16 protein-coding genes and 1 riboswitch are annotated in these 17,714 nt (G+C 67.6%); of the genes, 8 read left to right on the top strand and 8 right to left on the bottom strand.

Features of this window, described 5'->3' with window-relative positions:
- Positions 1 to 124 precede the first annotated feature (124 nt).
- The 4 genes from K2Z83_RS18220 (at position 125) to K2Z83_RS18205 (ending at position 3,333) form a co-directional block, all read left to right on the top strand.
- Positions 125 to 319, top strand: a complete 195-nt coding sequence (locus K2Z83_RS18220; protein WP_220596617.1) for a hypothetical protein — start codon at positions 125 to 127, stop codon at positions 317 to 319.
- Positions 320 to 438: 119 nt separating this feature from the next.
- Positions 439 to 1,377: a tyrosine recombinase gene (locus K2Z83_RS18215; RefSeq protein WP_220596616.1), complete on the top strand. Its 939-nt coding sequence runs from the start codon at positions 439 to 441 to the stop codon at positions 1,375 to 1,377.
- Between the two features lie 92 nt (positions 1,378 to 1,469).
- Positions 1,470 to 2,243, top strand: coding sequence for a nucleoside phosphorylase (locus tag K2Z83_RS18210; protein WP_220596615.1), 774 nt, complete (start codon positions 1,470 to 1,472; stop codon positions 2,241 to 2,243).
- Between the two features lie 151 nt (positions 2,244 to 2,394).
- Positions 2,395 to 3,333, top strand: coding sequence for a DUF3445 domain-containing protein (locus K2Z83_RS18205; protein WP_220596614.1), 939 nt, complete (start codon positions 2,395 to 2,397; stop codon positions 3,331 to 3,333).
- On the opposite strand, the gene K2Z83_RS18200 is transcribed toward K2Z83_RS18205, so the two are convergent.
- The 4 genes from K2Z83_RS18200 to K2Z83_RS18185 form a co-directional block, all read right to left on the bottom strand.
- The gene (locus K2Z83_RS18200) at positions 3,291 to 3,731 is read right to left on the bottom strand and encodes a low molecular weight phosphatase family protein (protein ID WP_220596613.1); all 441 of its coding nucleotides are present in this window, start codon (positions 3,729 to 3,731) and stop codon (positions 3,291 to 3,293) included. The genes K2Z83_RS18205 and K2Z83_RS18200 overlap by 43 nt on opposite strands.
- A gap of 85 nt (positions 3,732 to 3,816) precedes the next feature.
- Positions 3,817 to 4,989, bottom strand: coding sequence for an aminotransferase class V-fold PLP-dependent enzyme (locus tag K2Z83_RS18195; protein ID WP_220596612.1), 1,173 nt, complete (start codon positions 4,987 to 4,989; stop codon positions 3,817 to 3,819).
- A gap of 70 nt (positions 4,990 to 5,059) precedes the next feature.
- Complete coding sequence (locus K2Z83_RS18190; RefSeq protein WP_255604206.1) at positions 5,060 to 6,061, bottom strand: class I SAM-dependent methyltransferase; 1,002 nt, start codon at positions 6,059 to 6,061, stop codon at positions 5,060 to 5,062.
- A gap of 11 nt (positions 6,062 to 6,072) precedes the next feature.
- The gene (locus tag K2Z83_RS18185; protein ID WP_220596611.1) at positions 6,073 to 7,188 is read right to left on the bottom strand and encodes a Gfo/Idh/MocA family protein; all 1,116 of its coding nucleotides are present in this window, start codon (positions 7,186 to 7,188) and stop codon (positions 6,073 to 6,075) included.
- Positions 7,189 to 7,323: 135 nt separating this feature from the next.
- Between K2Z83_RS18185 and K2Z83_RS18180 the strand changes: the two genes are divergently transcribed.
- Positions 7,324 to 7,968, top strand: a complete 645-nt coding sequence (locus K2Z83_RS18180; RefSeq protein ID WP_220596610.1) for a ThuA domain-containing protein — start codon at positions 7,324 to 7,326, stop codon at positions 7,966 to 7,968.
- 13 nt (positions 7,969 to 7,981) lie between these two features.
- On the opposite strand, the gene K2Z83_RS18175 is transcribed toward K2Z83_RS18180, so the two are convergent.
- The 3 genes from K2Z83_RS18175 to K2Z83_RS18165 all read right to left on the bottom strand — a co-directional run bounded on the left by K2Z83_RS18175 (position 7,982) and on the right by K2Z83_RS18165 (position 11,640).
- Positions 7,982 to 8,905, bottom strand: coding sequence for a hypothetical protein (locus tag K2Z83_RS18175; protein WP_220596609.1), 924 nt, complete (start codon positions 8,903 to 8,905; stop codon positions 7,982 to 7,984).
- Positions 8,906 to 9,413: 508 nt separating this feature from the next.
- Complete coding sequence (locus tag K2Z83_RS18170) at positions 9,414 to 9,644, bottom strand: type II toxin-antitoxin system Phd/YefM family antitoxin (protein WP_220596608.1); 231 nt, start codon at positions 9,642 to 9,644, stop codon at positions 9,414 to 9,416.
- A 235-nt stretch (positions 9,645 to 9,879) separates the two neighbouring features.
- Positions 9,880 to 11,640 carry a DUF3352 domain-containing protein gene (locus tag K2Z83_RS18165; RefSeq protein ID WP_220596607.1) on the bottom strand — a complete coding sequence of 587 codons (1,761 nt, stop codon included), beginning with the start codon at positions 11,638 to 11,640 and terminating at the stop codon, positions 9,880 to 9,882.
- A gap of 172 nt (positions 11,641 to 11,812) precedes the next feature.
- Positions 11,813 to 11,988, top strand: a riboswitch (SAM riboswitch).
- A 107-nt stretch (positions 11,989 to 12,095) separates the two neighbouring features.
- Between K2Z83_RS18165 and K2Z83_RS18160 the strand changes: the two genes are divergently transcribed.
- A complete protein-coding gene (locus K2Z83_RS18160; RefSeq protein WP_220596606.1) occupies positions 12,096 to 13,379 on the top strand; it encodes an O-acetylhomoserine aminocarboxypropyltransferase/cysteine synthase family protein in 1,284 nt (427 codons plus the stop codon).
- Positions 13,380 to 13,465: 86 nt separating this feature from the next.
- The gene (locus K2Z83_RS18155; RefSeq protein ID WP_220596605.1) at positions 13,466 to 14,614 is read left to right on the top strand and encodes a homoserine O-acetyltransferase; all 1,149 of its coding nucleotides are present in this window, start codon (positions 13,466 to 13,468) and stop codon (positions 14,612 to 14,614) included.
- Between the two features lie 42 nt (positions 14,615 to 14,656).
- Here K2Z83_RS18155 and K2Z83_RS18150 read toward each other — a convergent pair whose 3' ends face one another.
- Positions 14,657 to 16,222: a diguanylate cyclase gene (locus K2Z83_RS18150; protein ID WP_220596604.1), complete on the bottom strand. Its 1,566-nt coding sequence runs from the start codon at positions 16,220 to 16,222 to the stop codon at positions 14,657 to 14,659.
- A gap of 362 nt (positions 16,223 to 16,584) precedes the next feature.
- On the opposite strand from K2Z83_RS18150, the gene K2Z83_RS18145 reads away from it, so the two are divergent.
- On the top strand, positions 16,585 to 17,562 hold the full coding sequence (locus K2Z83_RS18145) for a homoserine kinase (protein WP_220596603.1): 978 nt from the start codon (positions 16,585 to 16,587) through the stop codon (positions 17,560 to 17,562).
- Positions 17,563 to 17,714: the final 152 nt, after the last annotated feature.

Raw genomic sequence — 17,714 nt, 5'->3', positions numbered from 1 at the left:
CCCGCGACGCGGCTTCAGCCGCCAGCGACGTTGCACATGCCCTGATTGGGCGAAAGCGACGCCCACGCCGCCGCCGCGAGTGCTACAATAGGGGCCGGCACGTTGTAGCGAAGGAGATCGCCCCATGTCTGAGCGCAGCCAGGCGCGACCGAGCGCCGACGCCGAGGGCGCGCCCGCCGCGCGCAAGGGCTCCGCGTGCCGCCGCGAGCAGGGCCACCCGGACACCGTCGAGTGCCCGTCCTGCGGCAGCCCAATGCGCCTCTGGGCCAACTACCACCGCTGCCGGAACTGTGGCTATAAAGAGAGCTGCTGCTTCTAGAGCGGTTGACACTGCCCATCCTTTGCGGTACCATACGCGCTACCTCACCTCACGAGCCCGAACACCTCCTAGAATCCACAGCGCCCTGTCGTGGGGCCGAACAGCCGGCGGGATACGATATGCATGAGCGCGTAGAACAGTTTTTAGTGTATATGGCGGGTGAGCGACGCATGTCGGACAACACCACCGCCGCCTATCGCACCGATCTCGAACAGCTCTGCACGTTCCTGCAAGAGCGCGGCATCGAGGGCTGGCACGCCGTCACACACGACGATATGCTGGCGTTTATGCTCTTTCTACACGAGCGGCGCTACGCGACCAGCACGGTGGCCCGGCGCACCGCCGCCGTGAAGTCGTTCTTCGGCTACCTGGCCGCCCAGCAGCTGATCGCCAGCGACCCGACGGCCATGATCGACTCGCCGAAGGTCGACCGCTACCCGCCCAAGGCGATCTCCCAACACCAGATGGACGAGCTGCTGGAGCTGCCCCTGCGATCGAGCTCGCCCGAGGGCATGCGCGATAAGGCCATGCTCGAGCTGCTCTACGCCACCGGCATGCGGGTCAGCGAGCTGGTGGCCCTCTGTACGGCCGATGTCTCCCTCGATGGCGGCACGGTGCGCTGCATGGGCAAGGCCGGGCGCGAGCGGGTGCTGCCCCTCACCTCAACCGCCGCCACCGCGATCGAGGAATACCTCGACGCCTCCCGCTCCCAGATCGCCCGCAGCGCCAGCGAAGATAGCGGCGCGCTCTTCCTGAACCATCGCGGCAAGCGGCTCACCCGCCAGGGCTTCTGGCTCATCCTCAAGGGCTACGCCGACCAGGTCGGCCTCCACGAGCTGACACCCCACACCCTGCGCCACTCCTTCGCCGCCCATATGCTCGACGGCGGCGCCGAGCTGCGCGAGGTCCAGGAGCGGCTCGGCCACGCCTCGCTCTCCACCACGCAGATCTATGCGCATATGCCCGAGCAGCCCGCCGACCGCGAGCGACCCGCCCATGTCCGGGGCAACGGTGTCTACACCGATATGCTCGTCGAAGCAGAGGTCGAAGATGATTAACGCTGCGTTAGCATGCAGAACGGCGCCAGCTTCGCTGGCGCCGTTCTGCATGCTGGCCGCCTCGCACGCCGATTACCCAGAGAGAGTGCGCTATGCCGCTGCCCCAGCTGCCAGCTAAATACCAATCGCCGGCCGTATTCGAGCCGATCGACCACCTCGACTACTTCCGAGGGGTCGGCCTGGCCCCCAGCGGCCCGCCGCCACAGGGGGTGATCTTCTGCTACCAGCGGTCGCTGCTCAAGCACATCCTCGCGGAGGAGGCGCCCGAGCCGCTGCCCTGCGTGGTCGGTCGGCTCTACCCCCTCCCATCGACCGGCGGCGCGGTGGCGGTTGCCGCCGAGTTCGGCATCGGCGCACCCGCCGCCGCCATGCTGATCGAGCTGCTGATCGCGATGGGCGTGCGCCGATTCGTGAGCATTGGCACCGCCGGCGGGATCGACCCCCGCCTCCAGATCGGAGACCTGACGGCCTGCACCGAGGCCTACCGCGATGAGGGCGTCTCCCACCACTATCTGGAGGGGTCGGCGCCCACGGTTGCCCCCGACCCGGCGCTCAGCGCGGCCTTCGCGCAGGCGCTGGACCGCTCGGGCGCGCCCGCGACGCGCGGGCCGACCTGGACGACCGATGCGGCCTTCCGCGAGACGCGCGCCGAGATCGCGCACTACCAGGAGCGGGGCGTGCTCTCGGTGGAGATGGAGGCCGCCGCCCTGTTCGCTATCTGCGCCGTCCGCGGCGCGCAGATCGCCGGTGGCTTTGTCATCAGCGATGTGCTGGCCGCGCCGGCCTGGGAGCCGCAGTTCCGCGCCGAGGCCACGGCCGCAGGCCTGGTGCGGCTCTTCGAGGCGGCCAAGACAACCCTCGCGTAGGGACTCAGCGCGCTACGTCCCTACGTCGCCCTGCCAAGAGATAATGCCAACTGGAATTGAGCAAGCCGCATATGCGCCGCCGCCAGAGCGCGTTGGAATGCCATGCACGGCAATCTGCAATCCAAAATCTGCAATCTGAAATGGTATAAGTATGTGGTCTCCCTTCGATATCCCCGTCGAGTCGTTCCGCATGGCGGTCGGGGCGCGCCCCCTCGACGCCGCGCCGATCTTTCTGGTCGACGCGCGCTATAGCGACGATCTGGGGCAGAAGGCGGCGCTGCTGGCGCATGACTATAGCTATTATGTAAAGCATACCCCTGAGAGCCTGCCCTGGCAGTGGGAGCTGATCGAGGCCCAGCTGCCGGAGCTGGCCCGCCACTACCCGCAGCACTTCGCCCTAGAGGTGGCGGGCGAGCTGTGGACGTGGCGCAACCGGCTGCGCGGCGAGGAGTCGCGCTTCGCGCTGGGCGACACGGCGGCCCTCGGGGTGGCGCCGATCGACTGGCTGGGCCGGCAGGTGCAGGAGGACCTGCTGCTGCTCTCGGGCGACGCGGACGCCGGCTTCCCGCTGGCGGCGGGGCAGCTCTGCTTCGCCAACCACTGGTGCCTCGACGACAAGCTGGGCCTGCCGCTGCTCGGCATCCACCGGCCGGTGCCGGGCTACGCCGAGCAGGTGGGGAGATCGACCGATATGCTGATGGCGCGACTCAAGGATGGCCGCCCGGTCTGGCGACAGAACTGGTCGGTGGTGGCGAGCGCCCAGCTCGACCTGTCGGCGAAGCACAGCGAGGAGATGCGCCGGCGCAAGGCGCTGATCACGGCGGAGAACGTCGGCACCACATGCTTCTTCCGGGTTGAGCGACAGAGCCTGGCGCGGCTGCCGCGCAGCGGCGCGGTGCTCTTCGCCATCCACAGCTACGTGGCGCCCATCGGCGATCTGGCGGCCGACCCGGGCTGGGCGGCGCGCTTCCGCACGCTGCTGGAGAGCACGCCGCCCGCGCTGCTGGCCTACAAGGGGATGACCGTCTACCTGCCGGCGCTGCTGGCCTACCTGGAGGAGAGCTCGTCGAGCAGCGCGCGCACCTCCTGATCGATGGTGGGCAGGGCCCGCTCGGCCGGCCACTCGTGTAGGTCGGGCACGACCCACAGCCGGAAGCGGCTCGACCACGGCGGGCCGAGTCCCTCCACGTAGGGCCGGTGCTCCGCCTCGTCCAGGGCGATCAGCAGGTCGGCGGCCTCCATGTCCGCGCGGGCCAGCCTGAGCGGCGCGCGCTGCACGCGGGGCACGGCGATCCCGCTGGCGGCGAGGCGCTCCAGCACCAGCGGGGCGATCGCGCCGATGTTCCACGGCCCGGGGGCGAAGCCCCGCGAGTCGGCGCGCCAGCCGAGGCCTGACGGGGCCAGAGCGTTGAAGAGCAGCTCCGCGTAGCGGCTGCGGTAGTAGTTCCCCGTACACACGAAGAGCACGGTCCGGTCGATTTGCTCCATCTTCCCCTTCTCTCATTCGGAATCTCTTGTTGTTTTGGCCAAAACAACCCCGGTTTTGTTGCCGGCAGATACCGTTATGTCACGCTCAGCCCAGAATCTCCCCGAGCGCCCCCACCAGCCGGTCGATGTCGGCCGGGCTGTTGTAGGCCTGGACGGAGATCCGCACCATGGGCATGTCGCGCCAGACTACGATCGGCACCTCGACCTGGAACTCGTCCCACAGGCGGCGCTTCAGCTCGGCCGGGTCGCAGGGCGGCAGGGGCACGGCGGCCAGCTGCGCCCACCACTCAGGGCCGTCGGGGCAGATCTGCTCTTGTCCGCCGAGATCGGCCACCCGCGCGCGGGCCTGGGCCAGCAGGCTGCGGCAGGCCGCGCGCACCTGCGGCCAGCCGTGCTCGGCCTGGAAGGCGATCGCCGCCGGCACGCTCAGGTAGGCCGCCGGGTCGAAGGTGCCCGTCCAGCCGAAGTGGTCCACGAACAGCGAGGGGCCGGGCGCGATCGCCTCGTAGCCCCAGCTCACCACCAGCGGCTTCAGCAGCGGCTGGGACTCCTCGCGGGCGTAGAGGAAGCCGGCCCCCTTGGGCGCGCAGAGCCACTTGTGACAGTTCCCGGTGTAGAAGTCCGCCCCGATCTCCCCCATATCCAGATCGATCTGGCCCGGCGCGTGGGCCCCGTCGATCAGGGTCAGGATGCCCTCGGCGCGCGCCCGCGCGCAGATCGCCGCCACCGGGAAGATCAGCGCCGTCGGCGAGCTGATGTGGCTGACCACGATTATCCTCGTGCGCGGCGTGACCCCGGCCCACAGCCGCTCGACCACCTCGGCCGGGTCGCTCAGCGGCAGGTCGACCGGCTGGTTGATGTAGCGCGCGCCGCGCTGCCCGCAGATGAAGCGCCAGGTGCGGTCCACCGCGCCGTACTCGTGGTCGGTGGCCAGCACCTCGTCGCCCGGCTGCAGGTCGAGCGAGCGGGCGACGATATTCACGCCATAGGTGGCGTTCGGCACAAAGGCCAGATCGTCGGCGCGGGCGCCCACATAGGCCCCCAGGGCCGCGCGGGCCTCGGCCAGCAGCCCCGTGATCCGCCGGCCCAGAAACTCCACCGGCTGCGCCTCCAGCTCACGCTGCCAGGACTGGTAGACATCGAACACCGGCCGCGGGCAGGCCCCGAAGCTGCCGTGGTTGAGGAAGGCCATGCCTGATTTAAGGAGGAATTGATCGGCGACGCCGGCGATGGGCAGGGCAAGATGGTTTTTGGACATACAGGCAACTCCTTGGAGTGTTGAGTGTTGAGTGTTGAGTGAGCGGCACTCAACACTCAACACTCAACACTCAACACTTATGTCTCACCTCAAGCACGGCGATCTTCGTCGCGTGGTTGAAGGGGGCGGGGTCGCTGACGGGCGCGCCGACGCGGGTGTGCGGGTAGCCGGCGCAGTCCTCGGGCGCGTCGATGCGCTCGGCGATGCGCACGTAGCCGTCCTGGCAGACCGACTCGAGGATCTCCATATACGCGGCGCCGCTGAGGAAGAGCGCGTTATTGATGGCCACCAGCCGGCCGCCGCTGGCCACCAGCGGGCGCAGCTTGTTGATCAGGCGGGCGTAGTTGCTGGCTAGGTCGACCACGCCGTTGCCGGTGGCCGCGAAGATCGGCGGGTCGAGGATCACACAGTCGAAGCGCTCGCCGGCCCGCTTGAGCCGGCTCGCCAGAGGCCAGAAGTCGCCGGTCAGGAAGTCGGCCTTGACGATCGGCATGCCGTTGAGCGTGTAGGAGTCCTTGGCCATGGTCAGGAATCGTCGGCTGAGGTCGAGCTGCACGACCCGCCGCGCCCCGCCGGCCATCGCGGCCACGCCCAGGCTGCCGGTGTAGGCGAAGGTGTTCAGCACCGACAGGCCGCGCATCCTATTGATCAGCCAGGCCCGCAGTCCGCGCGTGTCCAGGTAGAGGCTGGCGTCGCGGTTCAGGGTCAGATCCACCGCGTACCAGACGCCGTGCTCGCGGACGCGCCGGGATGCCCGCCCGCCATCGATCAGGCCGCCGGCCTGGCCCTCGGGCGTGTCAGCGTGGCGAGTCTTCAGCACCACGCCGCTCAGCCAGGGCAGCCGGTCGCGCAGCACGCGCAGGGCCATCTCCACCAGCGGCAGCCCCTCGGCGGGCGGGGATGCGTAGTTATGCAGCACCGCCGTGGTCGCGTACAGGTCGATCGCCAGCTGCGGGCAGCCCTCGGCGAAGCCCGCGAAGAGCCGGCAGGCCGCCTGATGCCGCTCGTCGAGCAGCGGCGCCCGCGCGGCGATGGCGCGATCGAGGAGATCCTCAAGCTGGTCGGTCATCATGTGTGAATCGGCTATCGGCTATCGGCTATCGGAAAGGCCTCCCAGCCGGCGGGGAGCGGCGCGGGGCGCTCCATTGTGCTGGCCAGCGCCACGTGCCGGCCCTCGCGCGAGGAGTCGTGGATGGCGTGCATAATATCGAGGACGTGGTAGGCCATCTCGCCGCTGGCCCGGTGCGGGCGGCCCGCGCGGATGGCCTGGGCCATGTCTGCCAGGCCGATGCCGCGGCTGTTCTCGGCGTGGCCGAAGGCCAGGGGCTGCTCCGCGTAGGCCCGCTCGGCCGGGCGGAAGATCTGCACCGGCCCGCCGAAGGTGTTCGGGTCGGGCAGGACCAGGGTGCCCTCGGTGCCGTAGATCTCCAGGCCGTAGTGACGCCCCGAGTAGACATCGAAGCTAGTAACCAGGGTGGCCACCACGCCGCCGGCGAAGTCGAGCACGCCAGCCACGTGGGTCGGCGTCTCCACAGTCAGCGTCTGGCCTCGCAGGGGCTCGCTGCCGATCACCCGCTCGGGGAGCGAGATCTGGGCCGAGCCGGTGACCCGCCGCACCGGGCCGAGCAGGCTGGTCAGGGCGGTCAGATAGTAAGGCCCCATGTCGAACATCGGGCCGGCGCCGACCTGGTAGAAGAAGGCCGGGCTGGGGTGCCAGGACTCGGGGCCGTGGCTGTGCATGAAGGCCGTCGCCGCCACCGGCCGGCCGATCGCCCCGGCGTCGATCAGGGCCCGGCAGGTCTGCAGACCGCCGCCGAGGAAGGTGTCGGGCGCGCAGCCGACCCGCAGGCCAGACTCGCCGGCCAGGGCCAGCATCTGCGCGGCGCTCTCGCGGTCCACCGACAGCGGCTTCTCCTGATAGACCGACTTGCCGGCGCGCAGGGCGGCCAGGCCGATCGCGCCGTGGGCCGCCGGGATCGTCAGATCCAGCACCACCTCGATCTCCGGGTCGGCCAGCAGATCATCGGGGCTGTAGGCCCGCGGCACGCCGTACTTGGCGGCCTGGGCCTGCGCCCGGTCCAGCATCAGGTCGGCGCAGGCCAAGATCTGCAGGTCGGGCGCGCGCGAGCCATTCTTCAGGTAGATATCGCTGATCGTGCCGCAGCCGATCAGGCCGACAGTGACGGGGCGGGAGGGCATGAGGCGATTCCTTTTGTTACGCATGCTCGACGGGCCTCAAGTATATGTTACCTTCTATATGCAGGCAAGAGCGCCGGACAAGCCGACGGCGCTCGGGTGGTACAATGAGCCGATTCGCGGATCGGAGGAGAGATTATGAAAAATGCGCTGATGACCTGGGGCGGGTGGGATGGGCACGAGCCGAAGCAGTGCGTGGAGATGTTCGCGCCGTTCCTCGCCGCGCAGGGCTATGATGTGACCGTCGTGGACACCCTGGAGATCTACCTGCACACGGAGTACATGCGCTCGCTCGACCTGATCGTGCCGGTCTGGACGATGAGCACGATCACCAGGGAGCAGGAGCGCGGCCTGCTCGACGCCGTGGCGGGCGGCGCGGGGCTGGCCGGCTGGCACGGCGGCCTGGCCGACTCCTTCCGCAACAACACCGAGTACCAGTGGATGGTCGGCGGGCAGTGGGTGGCCCACCCCGGCAACATCATCGACTACACCGTGCAGATCAGCGACCACGACGACCCGATCACCGCCGGGCTGAGCGACTTCGCCATGCACACCGAGCAGTACTACATGCACGTGGACCCGAGCAACACCGTGCTGGCCACCACCACCTTCTCCGGCGAGCACGCGCCCTGGGTGGCCGGCACCGTGATGCCGGTAGTCTGGAAGCGCATGTGGGATCAGGGCAAGGTCTTCTACTGCTCGCTCGGCCACCACGCGAGCGACTTCGATGTCCCCGAGGCCCGGATAATTGTGGAGCGCGGGATGCTCTGGGCGAGCAGGTGAACGGCCATACCGGCTAGCCCTCGAATCCGCCCTCCGCCCAGAGCGTGCTCGCGTACATCACCAGCGCGCGGCGCGCGTGCGGGTGCAGCGATGGCCAGAGCCGGGAGATCTGGCCCAGCAGCGGGTCGTCGTATGCACGCTCAGCCGGCGCCGCGTGGCCTTCGGCGGTCGGCAGAGGAGGCGCAGGGCTCGCCGGGGCGATGGGCGCAGATGCGCCGCCGTGCGCCGGGGCATCTGCCGGCGTAGGCGCGACCACACGCCGCGGACGCCCGCGCCCACGCTTCGGCGCTGCCGGCTCAGGCTGTTCGGCGATGCGCGGCTCATCTGCCTGTTGGGGCGACGGCTGCGCGGCCGCCGGGGCGGGCGGCACCTCGGCGGCGACAGCATTGCTTCGCGCGGCCATTGCGGCCTTGGTCGAGCCCTTTGGGCGGCCGCGACGGCGCGCGGGCTGGGCGGCGGGCGCGTCGCGCTGTGCCGGCGACTCCTCGACGACAGGCGCTGCGGGCGCGGCCTGACGGCGATACGTGGCCGCAGCGGCCGATATCGCCGCCCGCAGCTCGTTCAGTATCGATTCGCTCACCCGCTTGACCCGCCCCACAGCGCCGCCGTTTGGGCGGTTCAGCTCATCCACAAACTCGGAGACCGTCAGTCCCGCGAGCGGGCGCTGGCCGTTAATATACCCGCCGGGATCATTGGCGATGATCGCGCCAAGCTCGCGCTGGATGGCGCTCGTCGCCCGATGTGATAGCGGCATCCCCAATAGCCAAAACCGCACCGCCTCCGCCCGCTCAATGACCACTTCGCGATCCATGGCTTCTGCCACATCCATGAGTGTATCCCTTACATTCATTCTATGCTGTTGCACTAGCGACAAAAAACTTTTTTCGGCTACGAAAACAATAATTATGCGGTGGTGCCGCGAAATCTGCATCGACACGAGATATCAGATGCGTCAAGGCCATGGACTCCGACAGCCTCTGCGCGTTTAGTGCGCTATCGCCCAAAGGCCAAGCCCGCTCATTTGGGGGTTTCACGCGTAAAAAAATTAATAGAGGTACACTCCCTGATAATAATTATATGCCTAACTGCGGTTTCTGGCAATATCAGAAACCGCAGTTAGGCATATAATTCGGTGGGAGACAGATCGTAGGGGAAGTGGAAATTTTTATCCCGGTGACATGTCATGCTGAGCGCAGCGAAGCATCTTCCAGTCGCGTGGATGGGAAGACCCTTCGCTTCGCTCAGGGTGACATGGGATCGTGATGGGACAATGAAAAAGATCCGCTTCCCTAGCCTCTGAATCGACCTCATGCAGAGCCGGGGGAGCGGATTTTCTTTACATATCTCCGCATCATGTTACGCTGAGCAAAGCGAAGCGTGACAGGTTGGCCGCGATGAGATGCGTACCCCCCCCCACATCCCTCAATCGGCGCTCGGCAACCGTGCTAGGGAGCGTCGCTCCTCGACGATGACTCACCACCTGCCTTCTGCTGCTGATCAGCCAGAGACTGGAGCGTTGCATAGAGCTCGATGCCTAACAAAACGCCGCTCGGGTAGCCCTTCTGCGTAATAATTATTGGCAGCGAATTGACGCGCGAGCGCTTGATCAGTGCCGCAAGGGACGATGCAGCCCGCGAGATCGGCACCACACCGTGTTGAAGGTCGATTGACTTCATGAATGGTCCTGTCTTTGGTGCTATTAGGTGCTACACACAACCGTATCGTATCACATACTTGCAATGATTTCACGTATCATTGCGCTGAGGTGCAGAGGGGACGGCGCGCGCCGCCCCCTCGTGTATAGCATCGGGCAGAACGGCTGAGCCAGCATTGGTGCGCCCGATCACGTTCTACCGCGATCCTATTCTTCGCACTGCGCCCAACCGCTCTGCGCTCGGCTAAAGCCTGCGCCTACTCGCCGCTGATCACCAGGTAGAGCCGGCCGCGAGCGACGCCCTTATCATCCATGCCCGGGGAGCCGGCGATGGTGATCGCCTTGAAGGGCGCCAGGCGATCCGTCACCGTCGGGGCATCAAGCCCGCCCAGATCCTGGGCCAGGCCGAGCACCGCCGGCAGGTTGACAAACATCAATCCGCCGTTGGGCGCGGGCAGGGCCTTGAGTCCGGCCTGGTAGGCCTGATCGCCGCTCAGCGGCGCGGCCGGGCTGGCCGCCGCCGCCAGCGTGCTCGGGCCGACCCCGATCACCAGATCGTCGCCGACAAAGCCGTAGCCGGCCGCGACCTCCTGATCGGTGCCGACGACCTGCCAGGCCACGCCGCCGAGCTGCTCCTCGTGCAGGCCGATCTGGCCGCCGCTCAGCTCGTCAAGCGCCTTCACGATACGGCCCATCCCATCCTCGGCGGCGCCGCGGTCGTTGGGCTTGAGCGCGAAGTACCCGCTCACCGGCGTGGTCGAGCCCATGATCTCCTCGCCCGGCAGCAGCACGATCGTCGCCTCGCCCTGTAGCCAGCTCAGCAGGTCGCGGTCGAGGTCGAGGCCGGTCTCCTGCTCAACCGAGGCGATCTGCGCGTCGGCGCCGGGCACGCTGTTGATCCCGTCGCGGATCTGCTTGCCGAAGGTCGAGGGCAGGCGGAAGCTGAATGCGGCCAAGGTCTCGGCGCTAACCCGCCCGGTGCGGTCCGCACTGACGGGGGCAGTCGCCTCGCTGATCTGGTCGAGGGTGGCCTGGCTAAGCCCGGCCCGATCAAAGCTGGCCAGGGCGTCGAAGGCCACGCCGTCGGCCAGGACGCTGAGCGAGAGGCCGATCCCCTGGAGCGCGTCGACGCTCTTGAGCTGCTCGCGCAGCTGGTCGGCGGCGTCGCCCTGCAGCTGGCCGATGACCTGGTCGCTGTTGGCCTGGAGCGCGCGCGCGATCGGCGCGCCATCGACGAACACAAAGCCCAGACGGTCGGCGGAGAGGGATGCGAGCACCTGCTGGAAGCGCGCGCTGGCGGCGAGGGTGTCCTTGCCGTCGGGGTCGCGCGCGGCGATGGCGGCGATCAGGTCGGGGCCGGTGGCGAAGACCACATTGCCGCGCACGATGCCGAAGGCCGCGATCGGGCTGGGGTCGCCGCCCTGCTGCGCGTAGATCGTCGCGCCCTGGGCCTCGCTGCTGGCGAACTGCTGGCCCTGGCCCTCGCGGTGCTGGCGCTGCTTGTCGAGGAAGGCCTGGGCGGCCTTCTCGTCACGCGAGGTGAGCACCAGGACGACCTGAGCCTGCTCGGCGAGGGCGGCCTCGCCGTCAAGGCCCGCGCCGCTCGAGTCGAAGAGCTGGTCGAAGGGCAGCCCGCTCACGGCCGCGGCCATCTCGGTGCCGATCCACGGGGCGATATCGTCATTGAAGGTGACGCCCATCGTCTCCACCAGCTGATCGTTCGTGTCGGCGTTGTTCTGGTAGTCGAGGGCCTCGGGGAAGGCCTTGCGGAGACGGTCGATGTTCGGCAGATCGCTCAGGTTCGGCGTGATCGCCGCGTAGATCTGCGTGTCGCCGGCGATCAGCTGGGGGATGCTGTTCGGCCGGCTGCCGAGGAGCTGCCATGCCAGGATGCCCACGCCGATGGCGATCACCAGCAGGGCCGCCACCCCGCCGCCGATCAGCAGCAGCAGGGTGCGGCGGTTTCCTCGCTCGGGGGCCGGTGCGGACGGGATCGTGTCGGAAGGCGGTAGTTGCATCTTCGATCTCCTCCTTATGATTATGGGGCGCTCTGGTTGCCCCCAAACCATTGTACGTTTCCACGTACATAAACGTTACCGGTCGTACGTCTGGCGCGGTCGCTTCGTCCCTACTTGACAATCCCGGGCGACTTTGTTACTATCCTTTCAGCACCCGAACAACCAAGAGCGCAGCTCATCCAGAGCGGTGGAGGGACCGGCCCGACGATACCGCGCCAACCACTGGGTTATTGCAGATTGCAGATTGCAGATTGCAGATTGTTTCAGAACAATCTGCAATCTGCAATCTGCAATCTGCAATCATTTCAGTATGGTGGCAATTCCGGCAGACTATCTGGAAGATGAGAGGCAGGCAGAAGACGTCTTGTCGAGCCGAACATACGTGTACACGTACGCCCTCATCGCAATTGGTGGGGGCGCTTTTGCTGCCCCCGAGCAGAAAAAGGAGCAGCCCTATGTCCGACGTGCAGTTCACCGGCTTCGAGACGCTCGCCCTCCACGGCGGCCAGGTTCCCGACCCGACCACCGGCGCCCGCGCGGTGCCGATCTACGCGACGACGTCGTTCCAGTTTAAGGACACCGACCACGCCGCGCGCCTCTTCGGGCTCCAGGAGTTCGGGAACATCTACACCCGGATGATGAACCCGACCACCGATGTCTTCGAGCAGCGCATCGCGGCCCTGGAGGGCGGCGTGGCGGCCCTCGGCGTCGCATCGGGACAGGCCGCCGAGACCCTGGCCATCCTCAACATCGCCGGCGCCGGCGACAACATCGTCGCCTCGACCGACCTCTACGGCGGCACCTACAACCTGTTCCGCCACACCCTGCCTAAGCTCGGCGTCACCACCCGCTTTGTCGACGCCCGCGACTACGACGGCTTCGCGGCGGCGATCGACGGCAGCACCAAGGCCTTCTTCCTGGAGCTGGTCGGCAACCCGCGCCTCGATATCCTCGACCTGGAGCGGATCGCGGCCATCGCCCACGAGGCCGGCGTGCCAGTGATCGTCGACGCCACCACGGTGACGCCCTACCTCTGGCAGCCGCTCAAGCACGGCGCGAACGTCGTCGTCCACTCGGCCACCAAGTATATCGGCGGCCACGGCACCAGCATCGGCGGCGTGGTAGTGGACGGCGGCAACTTCGACTGGACCCAGGGCCGCTTCCCCGGGCTCACCGAGCCCGACGACTCCTACCACGGCCTGGTCTACACCCAGGCCTTCGGCAACCTGGCCTTCATCCTCAAGCTGCGCGTCCAGGGCCTGCGCGACCTCGGCGCCGCCCTGAGCCCCTTCAACTCCTTCCTCTTCCTCCAGGGCCTGGAGACGCTGCCGCTGCGCATGGAGCGCCACTGCAGCAACGCCCTGGCGGCGGCCAAGTACCTCAGCGAGCACGCCAAGGTGGCCTGGGTGAACTACCCCGGCCTGCCCAGCCACCCCAGCTACGAGCTGGCCAAGAAGTATCTGCCCAAGGGCCAGAGCGGCATCCTCGGCTTCGGCATCAAGGGCGGCCGCGAGGCCGGCAAGACCTTCATCAACAGCCTGCGGCTCTTCTCGCACCTGGCCAACATCGGCGACGCCAAGAGCCTGGCCATCCACCCGGCCTCCACCACCCACAGCCAGCTCACCGCCGAGGAGCAGCGGCTCACCGGCGTCACCGATGACTATATCCGGCTCTCGATCGGCATCGAGACGATCGACGATATCATCGCCGACCTGGAGCAGGCGCTGAGCCGCGTGTGATGTTGGGGCGCAGCAGCGTGACGTGGGAGTGTCGCTTTGCGACGCTCCCACGTCACGCTGCTGCGCCCCAACTACAGGCAATGGATATGACCGCATTCCAGCATGACCCCGCCCCCGGCGTCGGCGTCGTCCGCCGCCAGCAGATGACCTGGGCCGCCCCGCTGCACCTGGAGGGAGGCGGCTCGCTCGCGCCCGTGACCTTGGCCTACGAGACGTATGGCCAGCTCAACGCCGACGCCAGCAACGCCATCCTGCTGCTCCACGCCCTCTCGGGCGACGCCCACGCCGCCGGACGCCACGGCCCGGCCGACCAGCGCCCGGGCTGGTGGGACGATATGGTCGGCCCCGGCCGGGCCTTCGACACCGACCGCTACTTCCTGATCTGCTCCAATGTGATCGGCGGCTGCCAGGGATCCACCGGGCCTTCCTCGCGTGACCCGGCGACGGGCACGGACACGCCGGCCCGCCCCTACGGGGCGCGCTTCCCGGTGATCACCATCGGCGATATGGTGCGCGCCCAGGCCCGCCTGATCGACTCGCTCGGCATCGACCGGCTGCTGGCCGTGGCCGGCGGCTCGATGGGCGGATTCCAGGCCCTGGAGTGGGCCGTCGCCCTGCCCGAGCGCGTGCGCGGGGCGATCATGATCGCCTCCAGCGCCCGCTCGGCCACCCAGACGATCGCCTGGAACAGCATCGGCCGCCAGGCGATCATGCGCGACCCGCGCTGGCGCGGCGGCGACTACTACGGCCACGAGCCGCCCGCCGATGGCCTGGCGGTGGCGCGTATGATCGGCCACGTCACCTACCTCAGCGACACCTCGCTGGAGGAGCGCTTCGGTCGGCGGCTCCAGCGCCGCGCCGCGCCGGCCTTCTCCCTGGCGCCCGAGTTCGCCGTCGAGAGCTACCTCGATCACCAGGGCGAGAGCTTCAACGCCCGCTTCGACCCCAACTCCTACCTCTACATCACCAAGGCGATGGACTACTGGGACATGCCGGCGCGCTACGGCTCGCTCGATGCGGCCATGGCCCGCGCCCGCGCCGCCCTCCTGCTGATCTCCTTCGACAGCGACTGGCTCTACCCGCCCGCCGAGTCGGAGGCCATCGCCGCCGCCATGCGCCGCGCCGGAGGCCACGCGCAGCATCACGTCCTGCCCTCGGCCGCCGGCCACGACGCCTTCCTGGTCGACCACGCCGCCCAGGAGCCGCTCGTCAGCAGCTTCCTCGCCAGCCTGTAGGCGACGTGCGCCGCAGCCAAGAAAGAGCTATACGCTCTTCACCTACGCCTCGGCGGCCTGTCCGCCGCCAACCACCCGCTCAGCGTAGGCCACCCGGTTGCGCCCGGCCTGCTTGGCTCGGTACATCGCACCGTCGGCCAGGCGCAGCAGATCGTCCAGAGTCATAAGCGCATCGGGCACGCTCGTCGCCACGCCCACGCTGATCGTCGCCGCCACATGATCGCCGCCGATATCGATAGGCGTGCCAGCCACCAGATCGCGCAGCCGCTCGGCAACCTGGCCTCCGTCTGCGCCGCCCGTGTCCACCAGCAGGATCACAAACTCCTCGCCGCCATAGCGGCAGATGATATCCTGGCTGCGGACGACCCTCTGGGCGCGGGAGGCGACCTCGACCAGCACCCGGTCGCCCGCCTCGTGGCCGTAGCAGTCGTTGACCTGCTTGAAGTGGTCGATGTCGAAGAGCAGCAGCGAGAGCGGGCGCCGGCTGCGCGTGGCGATCTCGACCTGCTGGCTGGCCAGCTGGAAGAACTGCCGCCGGTTGTAGAGGCCGGTCAGGCTATCCGTGGTGGCCAGCGTGAACAGCTCGGCCTGGGCCAGCTTCGTGCGGGTGATGTCGCGCAGCACCAGCAGCCGCCCCACGGGCGCGCTATTATGGCGCAGCGTGCGCGCCGTCACCTCGTAGTGGCGAACCCGACTGCCCGATGACAGCTCGATCTCGGCCGGGGTCGCGTCGGGGAGGCGAGCGCTATCGAGCAAGTCGGGGACGTGAAAGAGCGCGCTATAGAGCGACTGGCTGAGCAGATCGCCCCGGCCCCGCCCAAGGAGCGACTCCATCGCCATGTTCAGATCGACCACCCGCTCGCGCTCATCGATCACGAGCATCGCATCATCCATCTGCTCGATCAGCAGATCGCGGGCCACCGGCACCACGGCGATCATCTGGTGGCGTACGATCGCCCAGACGATCACCGCCCCGGTCAGCACAAAGGCCATCGGCGTCAGCCAGAGGTTGGCGGAGAGCAGCTGGAACGTGTTCAGGAGAGTCAGGATAATCGCCGGGATAATGGCGATAAGCAGCGCGAGCAGCTGCCGGCGGAAGATATTCGGCGAGCCAATGACCGCCCGCGCCATCAGCAGCAGGGCGACGGCGATGATGCCGAAGCTATAGGTGGAGTAGAGCAAGAACCACGGCCCGGCGACCCAGGAGCTGAGCACGAGGATCCCATCGCGGCTGCTGAAATGGATCTCCCGAAACATCAGGTGGTGGAGCCCATTCGTCCATGCGAAGGCCTGCGTGAGCAGGGGGATCACCCAGAGCGCCAGCCTGCGGGAGGGAGTAAGCGCGCTCCCACGGCCAGTGAAATGGAGGACGTAGCTGAGGAGCAGCACCGGAACCATGGCCACGCCGAGGAACTGGAGCCAGAACCAGCGCATGGCGAGATCGACCGTAGAGGAGAGCGACCAGCCGCTAATGCAGATCAGCCAGAGGGAGATCGCGGCCAGGAGCAGCGCGAAGGTGCGGACGGAGGGCTTGCGCCCCTGGATCCACGTATAGATAGCGAGGGAGGACGTCGCTGTCCCAGCGATCAGCATTAGCAAGGCAAACATAGCCGCCGCGTACTCCTGCGAAGACAAGGAGACTCATGATACCACTCCGGGGATGCCACGCCGCCGCACCGGGTGGGCGATCAGGCAATATATGTGACAGAACCACGCGCGGCGGCGGGGGTCTGTAACCTTCCTGTTACTCGATAGGATAGGGTTGAGACGCGGTGCCCATGACGCACCGCAGAAAAGGAGCAGCGTGTATGACGCTGCACGATGCGTTCCTGCCCCAGGACACGCGCAAGCGGATCACCCTGGTGGCACACGACGAAGATAACGCACCGCGTTCTGCGGATACTGTCTGATGCTATAGTGGAGTCGGCGCCTGTGGCGCCGACCCTCCTAAAGCACAGGCATCTACAGCTATGCTAACTCACTACGACGTCCAGCGCGCCCTCGCCCTCTACGACCTCGGAGAGCTACGGTCTGTCTGCGCCGCCGCCCACGGGCTGGTGAACGAGACGGCCTTCGCCGAGACGAGCACCGGGCGCTATGTCATCCGCCGCAACCAGCGGCGCCTTGGCCGGGCCTCCCTTGAGCTGCGCCACCAGCTCCACGCCTGGCTGAGCACCAAGGATGTGCCGTGCCCAGGCCTGCTGCCCGCCCGCAGCGGCGAGACATCTGTCGAGCTCGACGGGCGGATCTTCGAGGTGGCCACCTTCATCGAGGGCGAGGAGTACTGTCCCGCCCAGCCCGACCAGTCCGCCAGCGTTGGCAAGGCCCTCGCCAGCTACCACGGTGCCGTGGTCGGCTTCCCAGGAACGCCGATCATGCAGCCCCCGCGCTACAACCCGTCGATTCTGCTCGGCCTCACCGAGCGGCTCATGCAGCGCGATATGCTCGGCGACCTGACCGTCCAGCTCTCCTGGTACGACCGGCGCGCCGCCGACCTGCGCGCCCAGCTGAGCGATGCGGCCTACGCCGCGCTGCCGCACGTCCTCATCCACGGCGATGTCCACCGCGACAACCTGCTCTTCTGCCACGACCGAGTTTCCGGCCTGCTCGACTTCGACCAGGTGACGATCGACGCCCGGATCGTCGATATCGCCGACGCCCTGGTCGCCTTCGCCCAGGGCAAGCCCCCGCAGAACTGGTCGCCCTGGGGCGTCTACGATGGCCCCCTCGATCCCGAGCGGATCGGCATGCTCATGGGCGGCTACGAGTCGGTGAGCCCGCTCAGCCCGGCCGAGTGCGCCGCCATGCCCCTGATTCTGGAGGTCCTCTACCTCCAGGGCAACCTGCGCCGCGTCCTCACCACCGCCGAGGCGGAGCCCGACTACCACATCGAGGTGCTTGAGCAGGGCCGCTGGCTCGCCGAGTGGGTCCAGCAGCACCGGCCCTAATGCGCCGCTCCCCGGAATCTTTTGTTATTTTGTCCAAAATGGCCAGCTTCGCTGGCCATTTTGGACAAAATAACATCGGTTTTTGTTGCCAGCAACAACACTGCGCGCAGTGAGGGTGTGGGAGAGCTTCGCTCTCCCACAAAAAACCGTTA

Source organism: Oscillochloris sp. ZM17-4, assembly GCF_019599295.1.
Taxonomy (GTDB): Bacteria; Chloroflexota; Chloroflexia; order Chloroflexales; family Chloroflexaceae; genus Oscillochloris.
The sequence above is the reverse complement of the archived record's forward strand: the minus strand, read 5'-3'. Positions and strand labels throughout refer to the sequence as shown.